Here is a 17,401-nt window from a genome sequence, read left to right on the forward strand (position 1 = left end):
ATTGCATAATTATTCAAAAGTCAAGTATATTTTTGAATTTATTTGTTTTTATATATTTTCTAATAAGAGTTTCTTAAATCAAAAAAGCTATTCTTACTTGTTAGTAAAAATAGCTTTTTTATTATTACTTAAAAATTAATTAATTATTTCGTAGGGTATTTATAAGTTAATAGATAATCATCATTAGATTGCTGTGCAAATTCTAAAGAGACATAACCTAACTTAGAACTGTCATTAGAAGCATTAGAATTGTAAAAAATTTTCAAGCTTGTTTTAAAGCCATCACCATAATTTGAAATTGATTCTCTAGCTTCAGTCGGATTTCCATGCTTTTTAAGAACTTCATTTAAATTATCTCCACCCTTTCCAGTACTAGAATCACCAACTGTTAAAGCATCAACATCTGCTTGTGTCCAGTCAGACTTATAAGATTTTTCAGAAACAGTCTTTATATCTTTAGAAGTAAAATAAGCATAACCATCCGAAAGAATAAATTTACCATTATATTGCTTTCTAAAAATTAGGTGCACACTTTCTCGTTCATCGTCGTCACCGCTTTTCCTGTATTCCAAATTTAAACTTTCACCAGAAATAGTAGCATTAGATCCCTTACCAAACTTTTTAACAACTGATTTTAAGCTATCCCCATTTTTATTAGAATAGCTAGAAAATTTTAAGTCAGTAAATTTAGACTTTGTCCATTTAAATTTAAAATCCGAACTATCTGCAATATAATCCTTAACATCTGTACTGTCTTTTGAATCATCATCGTCAACATCGGTATCATCCTTTTCGTCAGATTTCTTTGATTCTGTTTGTTCCGTAGGATTCGGATTATTTTGGGCCTGACGAACAAAAACAGCAAGCCCACTGACTAAGAAAATAAGAGAAGCCAAAACTAGAGCAATAATTGATAAGACTTTCTTACGTTGAATGTTAACAATTAAGCCCACAATTGCATAGATAAGCCCAAGAAAGGCAATAATTACATAGATAATTGGCAGTGGGGCAAACCAAGCTAAAATAAGTGTAATAACTGAAACAACGAAAGAAATAATCGGAAGAACAATGAGTTCCTTGCGAGCTGTTACAGTTGGTGCAGTTGGACTAACTGGATTGGTAAATGGCGAAGCAACTTGTTGTTCAAAAGCTGTTTGCTGTCCTTGAGGAGCAACTGATTCCGTTGGAGGCACTGGCGCTTGCTGAGGAATTTCTTGGTTGGCAGTTCCTCCTTCAACAGCCTGCTCTAGAACTGGCGCAGCTGTTGGATTGACATCTATTGCTTGCTCAGTTTGCTCCCCTGACACTGAATTGCTCTCAGTTGGATTTTTAGGGGTATTTTCCTCTGGAACATTTTCGTTCTTGATATCTTCTGTCATAACATCTCCTTCATTTTTTACTTTATTGTAATTATAGTACTATAATCAAACGTTTTTTTCAATGTCTTCTCTTATCTTAAAGCAAAAGAAAAGAGAGTCTCAAAGCAACAATCCTAAGTATCTGCTTGACTCTCTATATAAATAGACTTTAAATTCTTCCTGTTTTCTTCAAAAATTTCCAACAATAATAGGCTAAATAGAAATCTATCATTCCATGAATCAGGGAACCTAGTCCAATTAAAACAATCAACGTAAACCAATAGGAAGTCGATTGCTGATTAGTAGTTGTCAATAGTAAAACAACGAGAAATTCTCCCAGACCATGAATAATATTGAGTCCAAAGGCAAGAGGAAAAGAGTTTTTAAAATTCTTTAAGAAACTGGGGTATTTTTGAATGAGATAAGCACCAATAGCTGCAAAAATAAGATGGGTCAAAGCACGCATGACAATAACAAAAGGAAAACCAGCTATAAAGAAGCCTAGACTTGTCCCCAAAGCAACAATAACAGCAACTTCAGGTGAAAGAAACATAGCGATAAAAATAGGAACATGACTAGCTAAAGTAAAGGAAGCCGGACCAATAATCACCTTAACAGGCATAATCATCGGAATTAAAATGCTAAAAGCTGTTAAAACAGCTGATAATGTCAGATTTTGGATACGTTTACGTATGACAGATGAACCAGAACTAGACATAAGAAATCTCCTTATCAGTGATAAATCTAGTTTATACCTGTTGTTTACATCTGTCAAGACACTAGTTTAATTATTAAAGACGATATGCTCCTGCTCAAGCGCTTCAGTGATTTTCTCAAAGGTTTCTTTATCACGACAAGAAAGCGTGTGTAAATGAATCCCATCTGTCAAACTGCTTAATAAGCTGCCTTTATAACAAGAGAGCTTATCCATGAAATAATCAATTTCATCTTGATTCTCAATATTTAAAGGAGCAGTAATCATGCCATAAATCGGGTGCTCCACTTCAACATCTAAGATTTTACCACCGTTTTTGACAATGGTCTCCAATTCCAAGCGGACTTCCTTAGGCCCATGCTTACAGACAAGTTTGCCATGGTAGAAGGACTTTGGTACTTGCAGACGCTCAGCTAAAAGATAACCTCGATGAGTGGCCATAATATCATGATTTTCAGCTCGTAACAAAGCAATATCCCCCACAATAATCTGACGACTAACTCCCAATTCCTTGGCCAAATACCCAGCTGAAATTGGAACTTGTGTCTTTTCTAACCTTTCTAAAATAGCCTGACGACGTTCCTTTGCTTTCATATCTGTACACCTCACTTATTAGTTACCTAAATCAAAATGACTTTGACTTATCCAAATGAAGGTTGAAAAAGTTTAGATAAAAGCTTACAGTTATAGCCTTTATCTTCCCCACTTTTTATTTCAATTTTTCAAGCATATCTTCAAGATGCTGAATGGATTTTTCCTTACCTAGTAAGAAGATTGTATCTGGTAATTCTGGCCCATGCATTTCACCTGAAACGGCAATACGAATTGGCATGAAAAGATTTTTCCCCTTGATGCCCGTTTCTTTTTGAACGGCTTTAATTTGCGGAAAAATATTTTCCGATTTGAAATCTTCATCTGACATGGCTTCCAATTTTGCCTTGAAGGCTTGGAGAACAATTGGAACTGTTTCACCAGCCATGAATTCTTTTTCCTCTTCTGACAATTCTGGAAACTCTTCAAAGAAAAGATCCGTTAAAGGCACAATTTCATCAATAGATTTCATCTGTGGCTGATAGAGCTCAACCAATTTTTTAGCCTTATCTGTCAAACGACCAGCTGATTCTAAATAAGGTTTTGCCAAAGCAAAAATCGTATCAAAATCGGCATTTTTGATGTATTCATTATTCATCCAGTCCAATTTCTTCTGATCAAAGGCGGCTGGTGACTTGCTAAGACGATTTTCATCAAAGAGTTCAATCAATTCTTGACGTGAAAAAATTTCGTTTTCCCCACCAGGATTCCAACCAAGAAGAGCGATGAAATTGAAAACAGCTTCTGGCAGATAGCCTTTCTGACGATAATCTTCGATAAATTGTAGGGTATTGGTATCACGTTTGGATAGTTTCTTTCCCGTTTCCGAGTTGATGATAAGAGTCATGTGAGCAAATGCTGGCGCTTCCCAGCCAAGTGCTTCGTAAACCATGAGTTGTTTTGGCGTATTGGCAATATGGTCATCACCACGAATAACATGAGAAATTTGCATGTCATGATCGTCCACTACAACGGCAAAATTATAGGTTGGGTAACCGTCTTTCTTCTGGATAACCCAGTCACCACCAATATTGCCACCTTCAAATTCAATATCACCTTTAACCATATCATGCCATTTATAAATACCAGCTTCATTGACTTTTAAACGAACCGTTGGCACAATACCAGCTGCTTGCCGTTTTGCGATGTAGGCAGCCTTTTCATCTGCTGACATACCGAGAAATTCATTGATATAGCGAGGTGTTTCACCAGCTGCTTCTTGACGTTCACGTTCTGCAGCTAATTCTTCTTCCGTTACATAAGATTTATAAGCTTTTCCTTCAGCCAAGAGTTGGTCAATGTATTTTTTATAAAGTGCTAAACGTTCTGATTGACGATAATTTTCATGCGTTTCAGGACTTTCATCCCAATCCATGCCCAACCAACGCAGATTTTCAAGCTGGGAGCGTTCCCCATCCTCAACATGGCGCTTACGGTCCGTATCTTCAATACGAATGATAAAATCGCCACCATGATGACGCGCATAGAGATAATTAAAGAGCGCAGTACGTGCATTTCCAATGTGTAACAATCCTGTTGGACTTGGTGCATAACGCACACGAATTTTGTTTGTCATTTTATTCTCCTGTCATTTCAATATAACAAATCCTAGAAAATGCCTAAAAAAGACCCTTCTAACCTGTTTTCCATAAAATTCAATCGTTTTTATTATAGCATATCCTTGACAGTTGGGCGAAAAAAATTCCTTTCACTTCAGGATGTACGCATGAAAAAATGCATATCCCTAATTTCTAGTTACATGCATTTTTCAAGTTAATCTTGTGATTTTTGCTAATTCTTTCTTATATTTCTGCTTTTATAGACTCTTCATAATGGTCATATGAGCTATAAGACCTCAATTAACGATTAGTATTGGTAATGAAACCCTGTAGGACACCAGCAAACTGCTGCAGATTAAGACTTTGTACATAAATTTCACCTGTTCCTCGGAAAGTATTGACAACGCCTTCACCGGTTCCGATCGATTGCATAAAACCATTTTCCAAATGAATGTCATAGTTCAAATCCCTACTCCAAGCTACAACATGAGCATTGTCAATTGTAATTTCCTGATTCTGTAATTCTATTTTTTTGATAGAACCAAAACTATTAGCAAGCAAGGTACCTTGACCTTCTGTTGTCATAACAAAAAGACCGCCTTGACCGCCAAAGAGGGCACGTCCAACACTCTGAGCTTTCATTTGATATTGAGCAGAACCATCTAAGGCAAGAAAAGCACCATCATTGAGGCGATATTGTTTTTCTCCCAATTCTAAAGCAATAACTTGACCCGGCATAGAAGGGGCCAAGGCCAATTTACCATCGCTAGCATTTGATACTGCCTGAGTAATGAAAAAACTTTCTCCAGACGTTACAGAACGACCAATTGCTCCTACTAGCTTGCCAAGTCCTGAACCACGTCCATTGACTTTGGTATTGAGAGTGACACTGGGTGTGTGATAGACCATGCTACCGCGTTGAATATAAGCAAATTCTCCTGTTTCCAAAGTAATTTCTACCAAGGGAAACTGCATATTGCTATCAATACTATAGTTCATGCGATTATCTGGCATATGAAAACCTCCTACGTACATGTGTGTATTATTATTTTAGTACAAACACATTATAAAATTTCCCCCTATTTCTGTCAATAAAAAGTTTAAAACAAATTTATGATGAAGTCTAAGTTAATAATAGTTATGAAATTTTATCCATGAAATAGCCAATTTATTATAAATTGACTTAAAAATTAATTAGGAAGTTAATTGACTTCTCTTACTCGTCCTGTATCAACATCATAAATAGCTCCAGAAATAATAATAACTTCAGGAATCAGAGGAGAATTTTTCAAAAGAGCAATATCCTCTCGCACACTCTCTTCAATATCTGTAAACGGAAGAAAGTCCTGATCTCCAGCATCAACAGCTAAATCCCGCTTTAACTGCTCAGTAAACTCAGCATTTGTAAAAGTCTGTGCACCACAATCCGTATGATGCAAAACCACAATTTCACTTGTTCCTAACTGTTGCTCAGAAATAACCAGAGAACGAATAACGTCATCCGTTACACGGCCGCCTGCATTGCGTAAAATATGGGCATCTCCTAAAGCCAACCCCAAAGCAGGTGCTACGTGTAAACGAGAGTCCATACAAGTAACAATAGCAACACGCGTTTTTGGCTTAAGTGGCAAGTGAGCAGTTCCATGCAAATCAACATATGCTTGATTTGCCTTTATAAAATTATCAAAATAAGACATTACCATTCCTCGGTCCTAAATTTAAGTTAATCGCTTAGAGCTGTATCATACCATTTTTAAAAGACTTTGTCATAGTCAAGAACTTAAAATCAATTAAATACCTTTTTTAAGACTTCACTAACAGTTGTCACACCAATTACCTGAATACCTTGTGGAATCGTTAAACCTGACAGGGAATTTTTGGGTACAAAAATCTTGGTAAAACCGAGCTTACTAGCTTCATTGAGACGTTGTTCGATACGATTAACACGACGAATTTCACCTGTCAAACCAATTTCACCAATATAACATTCTTGAGGGTTGGTTGGCTTTTCCTTATAACTGGAAGCAATGGCTACCGCAACCGCTAAATCAATAGCAGGCTCATCTAAGCGCACACCACCAGCTGATTTGAGATAGGCATCTTGATTTTGCAATAAAAGTCCGCAGCGCTTCTCCAAAACCGCCATAATCAAACTAACACGATTAAAGTCCAGTCCTGTTGTTGTCCGTTTAGCATTACCAAAAACAGTTGGTGTTACTAGGGCTTGTACTTCCGCTAAAATAGGTCGTGTTCCTTCCATGGTAACAACAATAGCTGAGCCTGTTGCTCCATCTAGACGCTCTTCTAAAAAAACTTGGCTGGGATTCAAAACCTCAACCAAACCACCCGACCTCATTTCAAAAATACCAATCTCATTAGTAGAACCAAAGCGATTTTTAACGGCTCGTAAGATACGAAAAGTATGCTGCCGCTCGCCTTCAAAGTAGAGCACAGTGTCCACCATGTGTTCTAACATTCGCGGTCCAGCTAAGGTTCCTTCTTTAGTCACATGTCCAACAATAAAAGTCGCAATGTTATTGGTTTTAGCTAATTGCATTAATTCTGCTGTCACTTCACGCACCTGAGAAACAGAACCTTGAACACTGGAAATTTCAGGACTCATCACTGTTTGAATAGAATCAATAATTAAAAAATCAGGCTGGATTTTTTCAATCTCAGCACGAATACTTTGCATATTAGTTTCAGCATAGAGATAAAACTCATTGTCAATATCACCGAGACGCTCGCTACGCAACTTGATCTGCTCCGCTGATTCTTCACCAGAAACATAAAAAACAGTTCCTTTATTGGCTAATTGTGTTGAAACTTGCAAAAGTAGGGTCGATTTCCCGATGCCGGGATCGCCGCCGATAAGAACCAGACTGCCTGGTACAACACCACCGCCCAAAACACGGTTGAATTCTTCCATATTGGTCTTGACTCTAGTGGCTTGGCTGGAGGTGACCTGATTTAACTTGACTGGCCGTGTCTTCTCACCTGTCAGTGAAACGCGAGCATTTTTAACCTCAGCAACTTCAATCTCTTCAACAAAAGAAGACCAAGACGAGCAATTAGGACAACGTCCCAGATACTTGGGCGAATTATAGCCGCACTCTTGACAGACAAAAGTTGTTTTTTTCTTAGCTATGGCAATTCTCCTTTCGTTACTATTCCAGCAATCTGCCATTGTTGCAGTGTCTTTTGAAATTTTTCCTTATTGATAACGCCAAGATAGGATAAATCAACTGAGACTTGATAGCCCTTATGTGCTGCTGCCAGAATTGAAGCATTGACGCAGCCATTGCCATCAACACCAATAAATTCTAAACTCTCTGCACCGCTTTCCTCCAAAAATCTTGTTAAGTTTTGGTTCGTAAAGCAAGATGCTTGACGCTTTTCAAAGACTCTATCAGACACCAAGGAAAGGCCAATTGCAAAATTCTTCGGTTTCCTTGTTAATTCCCAGAAAAAACGATTAACTATATAAATCACATGGTCTCTTGAATAGCTAGCAATTTTGTCATTAACAGCCGCAGTCAGCGCTTCACTATCATAAGCTTTTCCAGCAGCAACATAGTCTGACTGCATATCTATAACTAATAAATAATCTGCCATTTTCTTCCCCTATCCTCCAGTTGATCCAAAACCGCCTGTACGTGTGCCAGTCGCTTTATCACCATCTATTAACAGAAAAGGCATAAAAACACCTTGAACCACACGTTCTCCAGCTTCAAGCACAACTGTTTGGTCTGTCATATTTTTCATCTGAGCAAAAATATGACCTTCATTATTAGGGTTATTGTAATAATCGCCATCAATAACCCCAACTGAATTAATCAATACCAAGCCTTTTTTACGAGGATTGGACGAACGATCAAAAAGATAGAGAACTTCACCAACCTGCATATAAGCTTTGACACCTGTTGGGACCAGAACAATTGCTCCCGCAGGAATTTCCGTCCGCTCTGCCACTTTCAGATCATAACCAGCTGCATGAGCTGTTTCCCGCTTTGGCAAAAGATTTTCATCAGTATAGTCAGTAATTAATTCAAAACCACGTGTTTTCATCACTTACTTCCTTTATCATTTAATTTATCTAAAAAATCTTTCTGGAACAGTCATTATCTTGTTGTATCAGCAACGTGACCAATTAAGTTAAAACCATTCAATTCCTTTCTATTATAAATTATTCGCAAAGCAAAAGCAAAAGTTCATTTTTGCTTTTCGTCTTTATAGTTAAAGAAATTAGCATTTCCAATCAGATTTTTTACTGACAAAACAGAGTAGTTTGTTCTTTCAAAATAAAGCAGCTCCATTAGCTAATTTCAGACAAATGAATTACCTTTATGATATAATAAACTTAACTTTTTATGAACTAACAGGAGAAACAAATGATCAGACAAAAAATTGCCGTACTAGGTCCTGGTTCTTGGGGAACCGCCTTATCCCAAGTTCTTAACGACAATGGTCATGAAGTCCGTATCTGGGGAAATATTCCTGAACAGCTTGATGAAATTAATGAACATCATACTAACAAGCGTTATTTTAAGGATGTGGTCCTAGATGAAAAAATCAAAGCTTATCACGATTTAGAGGATGCTCTTAAGGATATTGATGCTGTCCTTTTTGTTGTTCCAACAAAAGTAACACGCTTAGTGGCCAAGCAAGTTTCACAAATTCTTGATCACAAAGCCGTTGTCATGCACGCTTCTAAAGGATTGGAACCGGGCACTCACGAACGCTTATCTGTCATCCTTGAAGAAGAAATTCCAAATCATCTTCGAAGCGACATAGTTGTTGTTTCCGGACCCAGCCATGCTGAGGAAACCATCGTGCGCGATATTACCCTGATTACAGCGGCATCTAAAGATTTAGAAGCCGCCAAATACGTTCAAAAGCTCTTTAGCAACAACTATTTTCGTCTTTACACCAATCCCGATGTTATTGGTGTGGAAACTGCTGGTGCCCTGAAAAATATCATTGCTGTTGGGGCAGGAGCACTCCATGGAATGGGGTATGGTGATAATGCTAAAGCAGCTGTTATCACACGCGGTCTAGCCGAAATTACACGTTTAGGCGTCAAACTGGGAGCTGATCCGCTCACTTACAGCGGTCTGTCTGGTGTTGGAGATTTGATTGTTACTGGAACTTCTATCTATTCACGTAATTGGCGAGCCGGAGATGCTCTAGGACGCGGAGAAAAATTGGAAGACATTGAAAGAAATATGGGAATGGTTATTGAAGGAATTTCCACAACAAAGGTCGCCTACGAACTTTCTCGAGAACTCAACGTCTATATGCCAATTACCTGTGCTATTTATCAGTCAATTTATGAAGGCAAAAATATTAAAGAAGCTATCACTTCTATGATGTCAAATGAGTTTAGAGCGGAAAATGAATGGAGTAAATAATATGCCAAGTAAAAAAGTCAGAAAAGCTGTCATCCCTGCGGCAGGTTTAGGAACACGTTTCCTTCCTGCTACCAAGGCTCTTGCCAAAGAAATGCTACCAATTGTTGATAAACCAACCATTCAGTTTATCGTTGAAGAAGCTTTAAAATCAGGCATTGAAGACATCCTAGTGGTTACAGGTAAATCAAAACGTTCTATTGAAGATCATTTTGATTCAAATTTTGAACTTGAGTACAATCTTGAACAAAAAGGAAAAACAGATTTACTTAAACTCGTTAATGATACTACTGCAATCAATCTCCATTTTATCCGTCAAAGCCATCCGCGCGGGTTAGGTGATGCTGTTCTTCAGGCTAAAGCCTTTGTAGGTAATGAACCTTTCGTTGTTATGCTCGGTGATGATTTGATGGATATTACAGATGACAAGGCTATCCCTTTGACACGTCAACTCATGAACGATTATGAAGAAACGCATGCCTCAACGATTGCAGTCATGGAGGTTCCCCATGAAGATGTTTCTGCCTATGGTGTAATTGCTCCTCAAGGAGAAGGAGTTAGTGGCCTTTACAGTGTCGATACTTTTGTTGAAAAACCTGCTCCTAAGGAAGCGCCTAGCAATCTAGCTATCATTGGTCGTTACTTATTAACGCCGGAAATTTTTACAATTCTTGAAACACAAGAACCCGGTGCTGGCAACGAAGTTCAATTAACAGATGCCATTGATACTCTTAATAAAACACAACGTGTTTTTGCACGTGAATTTAAGGGAAAACGTTATGATGTTGGTGATAAATTTGGTTTCATGAAGACTTCAATTGATTATGCACTTAAACATCCACAAGTTAAAGAAGATTTAAAAGCTTATATTATTGAACTTGGTAAAAAATTAGACCAAAAATCGACTCAAAAGAACTCGGATTAAACCGAGTTTTTATTATGACAATTATTTATTAAAGGCTAGATAAAGGATTCCAGAAGCAAGGCCTAAATACAAAATTAAAATGGGCAAGCGTTGCCTAAGAGAGAAAAGTTTTCCTTCAGCAAAACTAGGCAATATAAAAGCAGAGCAAATCCCACCAATAATCCCTCCTAGATGTCCTGCAATACTAATATCAGGCATAAAAAGATTAAAAATAAGATTAACCACAATTAAAGCTTGATAGCTGCGTCCCAACTGTTTTAAATATGGGTTGTGTCCAAAATAACCTAGGACAACAATCGCCGCAAAAAGCCCAAACAAAGAAGTTGAAGCACCTGCTGCAACTACATTTGGAGTCAAATAAAGCGTAAAAATATTTCCCATAATTCCTGACAAAAGGTACAGGAGCAGAAATCGCCACGAGCCCCAAATATTTTCTGCCAATTGACCGACAAAATAAAGTGCTAAACTATTAAATAGGAAATGTTCCCAACCGATATGAACAAAAATCGGAGTGATCAAACGCCAAAGCTGATTAGGATTGTGAACAACCAAGTCACCATACATCCCACCAAAATTAAAAACAGCTAAGGTGGTATTTGCTTGTCCTAAATAAACAACTTGCATCGTCAAAAAAACGAGAGTCGTTAGCAGGACTAAAAAAGAAGTTGCAGGATATTTTTTAAAGGTCTCCACTGACCAACACCTCCTTTACTGGAATGTCAAAAAAACTAGGCTCAAAAGTGAACTGTTGAAAAGAATAAATTGTGCTGACTGTATCACCCTGAAAATCTGCCAAGTATTGATCATAATATCCCGCACCAAAACCTATACGGTAGCCTTCATTGTTAAAAGCAAGCCCCGGAACATGGATGAGATCAATAGCTGATTTTTCAAGAGCCTCCTCACTTCTTGGTTCCTTAAGGCCAAATTTAGTAATTTGTAAATCTGCTTCATCATAAACAACAAAAATCATTTTCCCTTGAGGATAGGTTTTAGGAACAACTATGCTTTTATTATCTCTTTGAGCTTGCTCAATCAGCAAAGATGTGTCAAATTCAAAAGGAAAAGCTAAATAAGTTGCAATAACATGTGCTTTTTGATAAGCCTCTAATTGAATAAGTTCTTCCAAAAGTTGCTCATCTCTGAGCACTTTTTTGGCTTTATCTTGTTTTTTCAAATCTTCAATGACTTGAGTACGATAGTCCTTTTTCATCATGTTACTATCATAACACGATTAAGATTTTTTTCCTACGCTTAAACACAAAAAGAATTTTTAAGGAAATAAGTAGCCAAAAGGCCATAAAACATTAAAAAAGCTTGTAACAAAAGGGTTCTTATTCTAATAAAATAAATATTTTAATTTAAGGTTTCTTTAAGGTTTCTCATATATACTTTAATCATCCTAAAACAACCACTTCCCCAAGTGGTTGGGGAGATAAACTTTCCTATTTTATTTCCCCTTTTTCATAAATCTCCTGGGCATTCAATGAAATTGGATGCCCTTCCCTTTTTCTTAAAAAACCTTGCAGACTTAAATCTACAAGGTTTTTTAATTCGTTCTGGTCTTCAAGAAGCCACTAATATTATCAACTGCAAATGACAAAGCTTCTTCTCTGGGACTCATCTTAGGATGATGAAGTGCATAAGGTGTGTCAATTCCCAGCCAGAACATAACACCGGGGATTTTATTGAGCAGATAGCCAAAATCTTCACCAGTCATAGCTGGTAAACAGTCTATCAAATTGACAGCAGACGCATTTTCAAAATAAGTCATCAATTGTTTAGCCAATTGAGAATCATTTTCAACTGGCAAATAGCCACCTTGTTTGAGTGTAACATCTACTTCTAAATCAAAAGAAGTTGCAATTCCTCGAGCCATTTCCTGCACCCGCTTTTGAATCAAAAGACTCATGTCCTGAGTCAGGGTTCGGATGGTTCCATGTAAGGTAGCTGTTTCAGCAATAACATTATTGGTTGTCCCAGCATGCATAGAACCAAAGGTCACAACTCCACCCTCAATGGGATCAACATTACGACTGACAATGGTTTGAACTTGTGTAATAAAGTAAGAAGCAGCTACAAGGGCATCATTAGCATTATGAGGAAAGGCAGCATGACCGCCCTTACCTTTGAAAGTGATGAAAACTTCACAAGTCCCAGCAAATAAGGTAGATGTATTAGTTGCAATATCACCAACTTTAAAATCTGGGCGGACATGCAAACCATAGAATTCATCAGGCTGCCAATTACCAAAGGCGCCATCTTCATACATGAGCATACCACCTGCTTCATTTTCTTCTGCTGGCTGAAAAAGAAAGAGTAAGTTATTTTTAGGCTGTACTTGCACCATTGTATCAAGTAAGCCAAGAGCAATGGTCATATGCATATCATGGCCGCAAGCATGCATACGCCCTTCATGCTGACTGGCAAAAGCAAGCCCTGTTTCTTCAACGACAGGAAGCGCATCAATATCGGTACGCCAACCGATTGTTTTTTGAGGACGAGAACCTTTTAAAAAGACTAAAATCCCTGTACGCCAGGTCCTCTGCTCAACAAAGTCTTTACCATTGGTGATTTCAGCAATACGTTCCAAGAGATAAGCTTGCGTTTTAAATTCTTCCAGACCAATCTCTGGAATTTGATGCAAATCACGACGAATTTTGATTAAATCTAAAGTCATTTGAGTTTTCCCTTTGTAAAAGCTTGAGAATGTAGAAAAAGTCTTCTTTTGAGACTTTCCTTAGGTGATACGGACGGTAGCGATGAGGAAACTTTCGTTTCTTTATGTCCCAACCTGAAATAGCTTTATGACTATTTCAGCCTTCGGAATTCCATACCTAAAACCAAGATACAAAGGGCGTTAAGCGGATAAAGGCAAAATAGGGAGTACGACGCGGAATCATTAAGATTCTAGGAGGACTCATCTTTTTGCCACAATCCGCAGCCCGTGGTCAGTTAAGATTTGAGCCTAAGGTCTCAAATCTTCCGAGTGCCTGAAACATTAAAGTTTCAGGCACTCTTATCACGACGGAAAATCTCGTTTAGAGCTCGCTTCGCTCGCAAATAAGAAAAATTAAAATTTGCAGAGCTTAAAAATTTTTTACATTGAAAAATAGGTTTATCTTCAGTCTGAAGCTTGAGTCTTACTCAAGCTTTTAGATATTTTTTTTGATGTGTCACGCTGTGGTGTGATATATTGTTTATGATCGCTACAATCGCAGCATAGTTGCTAAAACAGTATTAAGTCAGAATCTTTGCTTTGAAACTAAGAACCAAGGTACAGGCATAACTGATCTTAGGCAATCCAAAAACAACAAAGTCTCAGAGTAAATAGACGCACTAGTCTTAGTTGACCGAATTTCCTAAGCCATCCAACTATGAAAAAATTAGTCCTTGGCAGAGCAGCGACAAAGCTGTCAAAGATTATCTTAACACTTAGAGGTTACGAAGAGCATCTTCTAAAGCAGTCTTTTGCTGCGTTTTTTCATCAATTTCTTTGATAACACGCGCAGGCACACCAGCTACCACGACATTGTCAGGGACATCTTGAGTTACAATAGCACCTGCTGCAACGACCGAACCACTCCCTACTTGCACCCCTTCAATAATAACCGCATTGGCACCAACCAGAACATTGTCTCCAATACGAACGGGATCTGCAGAAGCGGGCTCAATGACACCAGCAAGTACTGCACCTGCACCGATGTGACTGTTCTTACCAACAGTTGCGCGACCCCCAAGAATAGCTCCCATATCAATCATGGTTCCTTCACCAATTTCAGAACCGATATTGATAATAGCCCCCATCATGACCACAGCATTATCTTCAATGGTCACTTGATCACGAATGATGGCACCCGGCTCAATACGAGCATTGATGTTGCGTTTATCTAGCAAAGGTACTGCAGAATTGCGGCCATCCTGCTCTACCACATAGTCTTTATTTTCTGTTAAATTAGCCAGAAGCGGCTCAATGTCCTTCCAATCACCGAAAAGAACATTGCCAAGCTTGACAACATTTTCAGGAAGAGCAGCAGCCAAGGCTCCTTCAAAAGTCACCTTGACATTAGTCTTCTTTTCAGCATTGCCGATGAAAGCAATGATTTCTTGCGCAGACATTTTTTGTGCAGTCATATCTTTTATTCTCCAATTCAAAAGTCGTTAATTATTATTATAGCAAAAAATTGTGGTTTGGCTAGAGGAAAAGAAAAAGACCTCTGTTCGAGGTCAAAAGCTATCATTGTCATCCTTGAGACATTTCTTTCAATTCATCACGATAATCTTTTAAAAATTGTATTAAGTCGCTTTTTCCAATAGTAGATCTTTTACCCATCGTTTTCAAAGTAAAATAAGCAGTTAATTGAGACTAACAGCGACAGCTGATACGCCAACTTCTAAGGTACGATTTATCTGCTCAACCTTTTTATAACTGGCTCCAAGAACTTTTGCCACGGCTCTTGCTTGTGCAATGTTTCCTGCGATAAGTGCGATGGTGGTAGCTATATTGAGATTTCCCATACGATTATAATAAAGAGAGACATAATCTATACCGCCTGACAATAACTAAATAAAAACCAGCATTTTAGTATAGATAGCCGTTGCTGTTTCATGAATTCCTGCGTTTTGAGTTGCTTAATAACCTGCAGATCCACGAGTATAATAGGAATTTTAATATAGTTGTTACACCAGTTAAAAGAAAAATATTCTTATAAAAACGAATGTTCTACAAATTAGTAGTGTATAACGTTAATTGCATCGTAACTACTTCCTAATCAAAAATTTGAATAAGGGAACCTGCTTCAAGCTGAACAGGGAATTCTGCTTGTATATGAAGTGTCCCCGGTAATGAACTTTCCTTTGAACCATCCAATGAGATAGTGATATGGCCAAGTCCTGTTAAATTCTTTTCAACAACACTGCCAACAGCTGTAATTTGACAGTCATTGCCATTAATAACAAGATGCCCGTCCTTTTTAATATGCCCACTTAGATTTTTATTATCAATTTTATAACAATAATCTGCCAGATCTTGAGGAGCCTCTTCTCCAAAGAGAATAAGCATATTGGCATCTTTAATCATGCTGAGAGCTTCTGGTCCAACAGCCAGCACTTTTGCTTCAAAAATTTTAGTCATTTTATTCCCCTTTTTCTAATAAACAATTAAGTTTACACATTTTATTGATAAAGTCCAATACTTGCAATCCATGCTACAATGACACGTGGTACACCATTTAGGAAACGCGAGTAAAGAACAGATGGAACACCGACTTCTACTGTTTCAGCAGTTGACTCAGACAAGCCAAGCGCCACAGGGATAAAATCACAACCATTTTGCGTATTAATAGCAAAAAGAGCCGGGAGAGCCATTTGCGGCGGGATAGTTCCCTTACCAATTTCAACCCCAATCAAGGTGCCAATAATTTGTGAAATAACAGCACCAGGTCCAAGAAGAGGTGATAAGAATGGTAGTGAACAAATGAATCCGATTAGGATAAGTCCCCAAATATTACCAGCCAGCGGCACCATGAGTTTAGCTAACCATTTACCCACACCTGATCCTTGAATAAAACCAATCAGAAGTGATACAAAAGCCATAAAAGGAAGAATAGTATTTAATAATGTTTGAATAGCATCACGCGCTGCTTGATTAAAAACAGCAACCACTTTACCAGCCCCCATACCAATACGAGCAATAACACTCTGTTGTGCACGTTGCTCAGTGATTTTTTTACTGGTATCATAGGTGCCGGTGCCTATTTGAGATTGAACAGTCTCAGCTTTCGCTTCTTTCGTTTCAATACTGCCTGCTGATTCCTCAATTGAGGTAATCTGCTCCATACCAACAGCCGAAACATAAATATCTTCAGTAATGTATTGGGCTAAAGGTCCGCTCTTACCAGTTGCAACAATATTAATCGTAGGTATCCCTTTTTTAGGATAAATACCACAACGTAGGGTGCCACCACAGTCAACAATAGCCAGAGCGATTTCTTCATCCGGAATAGAGGTTTTAAAACCATTAACAGCTTCCATTCCTGTTAATTCAACAATTTTATCAACAATTTCAGGTTTTTCACCACCACCTGTGATATAGATAAATTTATGCTTTTCATCAGTTGGTGCAATAATCAAAGGGCCGCCAAACCCACCATTTCCTTTTACAATTTTAATGTTTCTGTAAGCCATGATTTTTCTCCTTTAATCTAGCCTGCAAAATGAAATAAGCAACGATACTTTTATGTTTATATCACGCTTATTACTGTTTGCAAATTATTCTTAATCAAGGGTTTTGCTCAATGTAATTCCTTGTTGTTTGCATACCCAAGCGGTTGTGAAATCAGTCACCCAGCCAGAAACAAAATTCATTAAAAGCCCTACTAGCAGATAACGAATAGCTAGATCCATCTGACTTAAACCAAGTGTTTTTATCCCTGATGCAATCCCCATCCATACAAACAACTCACCAGGATTGATGTGTGGAAAGACACCGTTTGAAGTATGACAAAACTGCATTTGAGAAGCGATATAGCTTGGCTTGTAATACTCCGGCATAAAGCGCCCCATACTAATCGCCATTGGATTCCCAAGCATAAAGGCAGAGATAAAAGGCAGAATCATATAGCGACTAAGCGGATTTTTAGCAGATATTCGGGCTAATTTATTAACTTTTTCTTCTCCAAGCAGAGCAATCAGTGCATTCATTGCAACTAAGAGCATCAGAACTACTGGAACAATACTGGTCATCCAACCTACAAAATTGTCGCCCCCAGCTTGGAACAGTTTCATGAACCCTTCAGCAAATTTTGTAATATAAGACATAATAACCTCCTTTATCTGTATTAAGA

19 protein-coding genes are annotated in these 17,401 nt (G+C 37.9%); 2 read left to right on the forward strand and 17 right to left on the reverse strand.

Annotated elements, in window-relative coordinates:
- Positions 1–143: 143 nt before the first annotated feature.
- The 9 genes from FNL60_RS08820 to FNL60_RS08860 form a co-directional block, all read right to left on the reverse strand.
- Positions 144–1,379 (reverse strand): YybS family protein, encoded by a 1,236-nt coding sequence (locus tag FNL60_RS08820; RefSeq protein ID WP_002280286.1) that lies wholly within the window; start codon positions 1,377–1,379, stop codon positions 144–146.
- A 148-nt stretch (positions 1,380–1,527) separates the two neighbouring features.
- A complete protein-coding gene (locus FNL60_RS08825) occupies positions 1,528–2,076 on the reverse strand; it encodes a hypothetical protein (RefSeq protein WP_002262515.1) in 549 nt (182 codons plus the stop codon).
- Positions 2,077–2,142: 66 nt separating this feature from the next.
- Entirely contained in the window at positions 2,143–2,667 is a 525-nt protein-coding gene (locus FNL60_RS08830; protein WP_002262516.1) for a transcription repressor NadR, read from the reverse strand.
- Between the two features lie 115 nt (positions 2,668–2,782).
- Positions 2,783–4,240: a glutamate--tRNA ligase gene (gene gltX, locus FNL60_RS08835; RefSeq protein WP_002262517.1), complete on the reverse strand. Its 1,458-nt coding sequence runs from the start codon at positions 4,238–4,240 to the stop codon at positions 2,783–2,785.
- Positions 4,241–4,523: 283 nt separating this feature from the next.
- On the reverse strand, positions 4,524–5,237 hold the full coding sequence (locus tag FNL60_RS08840; RefSeq protein ID WP_002262518.1) for a TIGR00266 family protein: 714 nt from the start codon (positions 5,235–5,237) through the stop codon (positions 4,524–4,526).
- 188 nt (positions 5,238–5,425) lie between these two features.
- Positions 5,426–5,920, reverse strand: coding sequence for a beta-class carbonic anhydrase (locus tag FNL60_RS08845; RefSeq protein ID WP_002280285.1), 495 nt, complete (start codon positions 5,918–5,920; stop codon positions 5,426–5,428).
- An 89-nt stretch (positions 5,921–6,009) separates the two neighbouring features.
- The gene (gene radA / locus FNL60_RS08850; RefSeq protein ID WP_018110178.1) at positions 6,010–7,410 is read right to left on the reverse strand and encodes a DNA repair protein RadA; all 1,401 of its coding nucleotides are present in this window, start codon (positions 7,408–7,410) and stop codon (positions 6,010–6,012) included.
- Positions 7,368–7,838: a cysteine hydrolase family protein gene (locus FNL60_RS08855; RefSeq protein WP_002268864.1), complete on the reverse strand. Its 471-nt coding sequence runs from the start codon at positions 7,836–7,838 to the stop codon at positions 7,368–7,370. The genes radA and FNL60_RS08855 overlap by 43 nt, the downstream gene beginning before the upstream one ends.
- Before the next feature lie 9 nt (positions 7,839–7,847).
- Positions 7,848–8,291: a dUTP diphosphatase gene (locus tag FNL60_RS08860; protein WP_002265011.1), complete on the reverse strand. Its 444-nt coding sequence runs from the start codon at positions 8,289–8,291 to the stop codon at positions 7,848–7,850.
- A 323-nt stretch (positions 8,292–8,614) separates the two neighbouring features.
- Here FNL60_RS08860 and FNL60_RS08865 point away from each other — a divergent pair, with 323 nt between their 5' ends.
- Both FNL60_RS08865 and galU read left to right on the forward strand, forming a co-directional pair.
- A complete protein-coding gene (locus FNL60_RS08865; protein WP_002262523.1) occupies positions 8,615–9,634 on the forward strand; it encodes an NAD(P)H-dependent glycerol-3-phosphate dehydrogenase in 1,020 nt (339 codons plus the stop codon).
- A 1-nt stretch (position 9,635) separates the two neighbouring features.
- Positions 9,636–10,556, forward strand: coding sequence for a UTP--glucose-1-phosphate uridylyltransferase GalU (gene galU, locus FNL60_RS08870; RefSeq protein WP_002262524.1), 921 nt, complete (start codon positions 9,636–9,638; stop codon positions 10,554–10,556).
- A 21-nt stretch (positions 10,557–10,577) separates the two neighbouring features.
- On the opposite strand, the gene FNL60_RS08875 is transcribed toward galU, so the two are convergent.
- The 8 genes from FNL60_RS08875 to srlA form a co-directional block, all read right to left on the reverse strand.
- Positions 10,578–11,249: a rhomboid family intramembrane serine protease gene (locus tag FNL60_RS08875; protein WP_002265013.1), complete on the reverse strand. Its 672-nt coding sequence runs from the start codon at positions 11,247–11,249 to the stop codon at positions 10,578–10,580.
- Positions 11,236–11,772 (reverse strand): 5-formyltetrahydrofolate cyclo-ligase, encoded by a 537-nt coding sequence (locus FNL60_RS08880; RefSeq protein WP_002277594.1) that lies wholly within the window; start codon positions 11,770–11,772, stop codon positions 11,236–11,238. Before FNL60_RS08880 ends, FNL60_RS08875 begins: the two co-directional genes overlap by 14 nt.
- Positions 11,773–12,105: 333 nt before the next feature.
- Positions 12,106–13,236, reverse strand: coding sequence for an N-acetyldiaminopimelate deacetylase (locus tag FNL60_RS08885; protein ID WP_002265015.1), 1,131 nt, complete (start codon positions 13,234–13,236; stop codon positions 12,106–12,108).
- Positions 13,237–13,991: 755 nt separating this feature from the next.
- Positions 13,992–14,690 (reverse strand): 2,3,4,5-tetrahydropyridine-2,6-dicarboxylate N-acetyltransferase, encoded by a 699-nt coding sequence (dapD, locus tag FNL60_RS08890; protein WP_002265316.1) that lies wholly within the window; start codon positions 14,688–14,690, stop codon positions 13,992–13,994.
- A 222-nt stretch (positions 14,691–14,912) separates the two neighbouring features.
- Complete coding sequence (locus FNL60_RS08895) at positions 14,913–15,116, reverse strand: beta/alpha barrel domain-containing protein (protein WP_002273477.1); 204 nt, start codon at positions 15,114–15,116, stop codon at positions 14,913–14,915.
- A 208-nt stretch (positions 15,117–15,324) separates the two neighbouring features.
- Positions 15,325–15,690 carry a PTS glucitol/sorbitol transporter subunit IIA gene (locus tag FNL60_RS08900; RefSeq protein ID WP_002273476.1) on the reverse strand — a complete coding sequence of 122 codons (366 nt, stop codon included), beginning with the start codon at positions 15,688–15,690 and terminating at the stop codon, positions 15,325–15,327.
- Between the two features lie 41 nt (positions 15,691–15,731).
- Positions 15,732–16,742, reverse strand: coding sequence for a PTS glucitol/sorbitol transporter subunit IIB (srlE, locus tag FNL60_RS08905; protein WP_002280034.1), 1,011 nt, complete (start codon positions 16,740–16,742; stop codon positions 15,732–15,734).
- Between the two features lie 90 nt (positions 16,743–16,832).
- Complete coding sequence (srlA, locus tag FNL60_RS08910) at positions 16,833–17,375, reverse strand: PTS glucitol/sorbitol transporter subunit IIC (protein ID WP_002262907.1); 543 nt, start codon at positions 17,373–17,375, stop codon at positions 16,833–16,835.
- Between the last annotated feature and the right edge of the window lie 26 nt (positions 17,376–17,401).

The sequence above is a fragment of the Streptococcus mutans genome (assembly GCF_006739205.1).
GTDB lineage: Bacteria > Bacillota > Bacilli > Lactobacillales > Streptococcaceae > Streptococcus > Streptococcus mutans.

Excerpts from the sequence above, each read along its gene's own strand:
- FNL60_RS08820 (WP_002280286.1), bottom strand. The coding sequence starts at position 1,379 with ATGACAGAAGATATCAAGAACGAAAATGTTCCAGAGGAAAATACCCCT.
- FNL60_RS08825 (WP_002262515.1), bottom strand. The coding sequence starts at position 2,076 with ATGTCTAGTTCTGGTTCATCTGTCATACGTAAACGTATCCAAAATCTG.
- FNL60_RS08830 (WP_002262516.1), bottom strand. The coding sequence starts at position 2,667 with ATGAAAGCAAAGGAACGTCGTCAGGCTATTTTAGAAAGGTTAGAAAAG.
- gltX (WP_002262517.1), bottom strand. The coding sequence starts at position 4,240 with ATGACAAACAAAATTCGTGTGCGTTATGCACCAAGTCCAACAGGATTG.
- FNL60_RS08840 (WP_002262518.1), bottom strand. The coding sequence starts at position 5,237 with ATGCCAGATAATCGCATGAACTATAGTATTGATAGCAATATGCAGTTT.
- FNL60_RS08845 (WP_002280285.1), bottom strand. The coding sequence starts at position 5,920 with ATGTCTTATTTTGATAATTTTATAAAGGCAAATCAAGCATATGTTGAT.
- radA (WP_018110178.1), bottom strand. The coding sequence starts at position 7,410 with ATGGCAGATTGCTGGAATAGTAACGAAAGGAGAATTGCCATAGCTAAG.
- FNL60_RS08855 (WP_002268864.1), bottom strand. The coding sequence starts at position 7,838 with ATGGCAGATTATTTATTAGTTATAGATATGCAGTCAGACTATGTTGCT.
- FNL60_RS08860 (WP_002265011.1), bottom strand. The coding sequence starts at position 8,291 with ATGAAAACACGTGGTTTTGAATTAATTACTGACTATACTGATGAAAAT.
- FNL60_RS08865 (WP_002262523.1), top strand. The coding sequence starts at position 8,615 with ATGATCAGACAAAAAATTGCCGTACTAGGTCCTGGTTCTTGGGGAACC.
- galU (WP_002262524.1), top strand. The coding sequence starts at position 9,636 with ATGCCAAGTAAAAAAGTCAGAAAAGCTGTCATCCCTGCGGCAGGTTTA.
- FNL60_RS08880 (WP_002277594.1), bottom strand. The coding sequence starts at position 11,772 with ATGATGAAAAAGGACTATCGTACTCAAGTCATTGAAGATTTGAAAAAA.
- FNL60_RS08885 (WP_002265015.1), bottom strand. The coding sequence starts at position 13,236 with ATGACTTTAGATTTAATCAAAATTCGTCGTGATTTGCATCAAATTCCA.
- dapD (WP_002265316.1), bottom strand. The coding sequence starts at position 14,690 with ATGACTGCACAAAAAATGTCTGCGCAAGAAATCATTGCTTTCATCGGC.
- FNL60_RS08900 (WP_002273476.1), bottom strand. The coding sequence starts at position 15,690 with ATGACTAAAATTTTTGAAGCAAAAGTGCTGGCTGTTGGACCAGAAGCT.
- srlE (WP_002280034.1), bottom strand. The coding sequence starts at position 16,742 with ATGGCTTACAGAAACATTAAAATTGTAAAAGGAAATGGTGGGTTTGGC.
- srlA (WP_002262907.1), bottom strand. The coding sequence starts at position 17,375 with ATGTCTTATATTACAAAATTTGCTGAAGGGTTCATGAAACTGTTCCAA.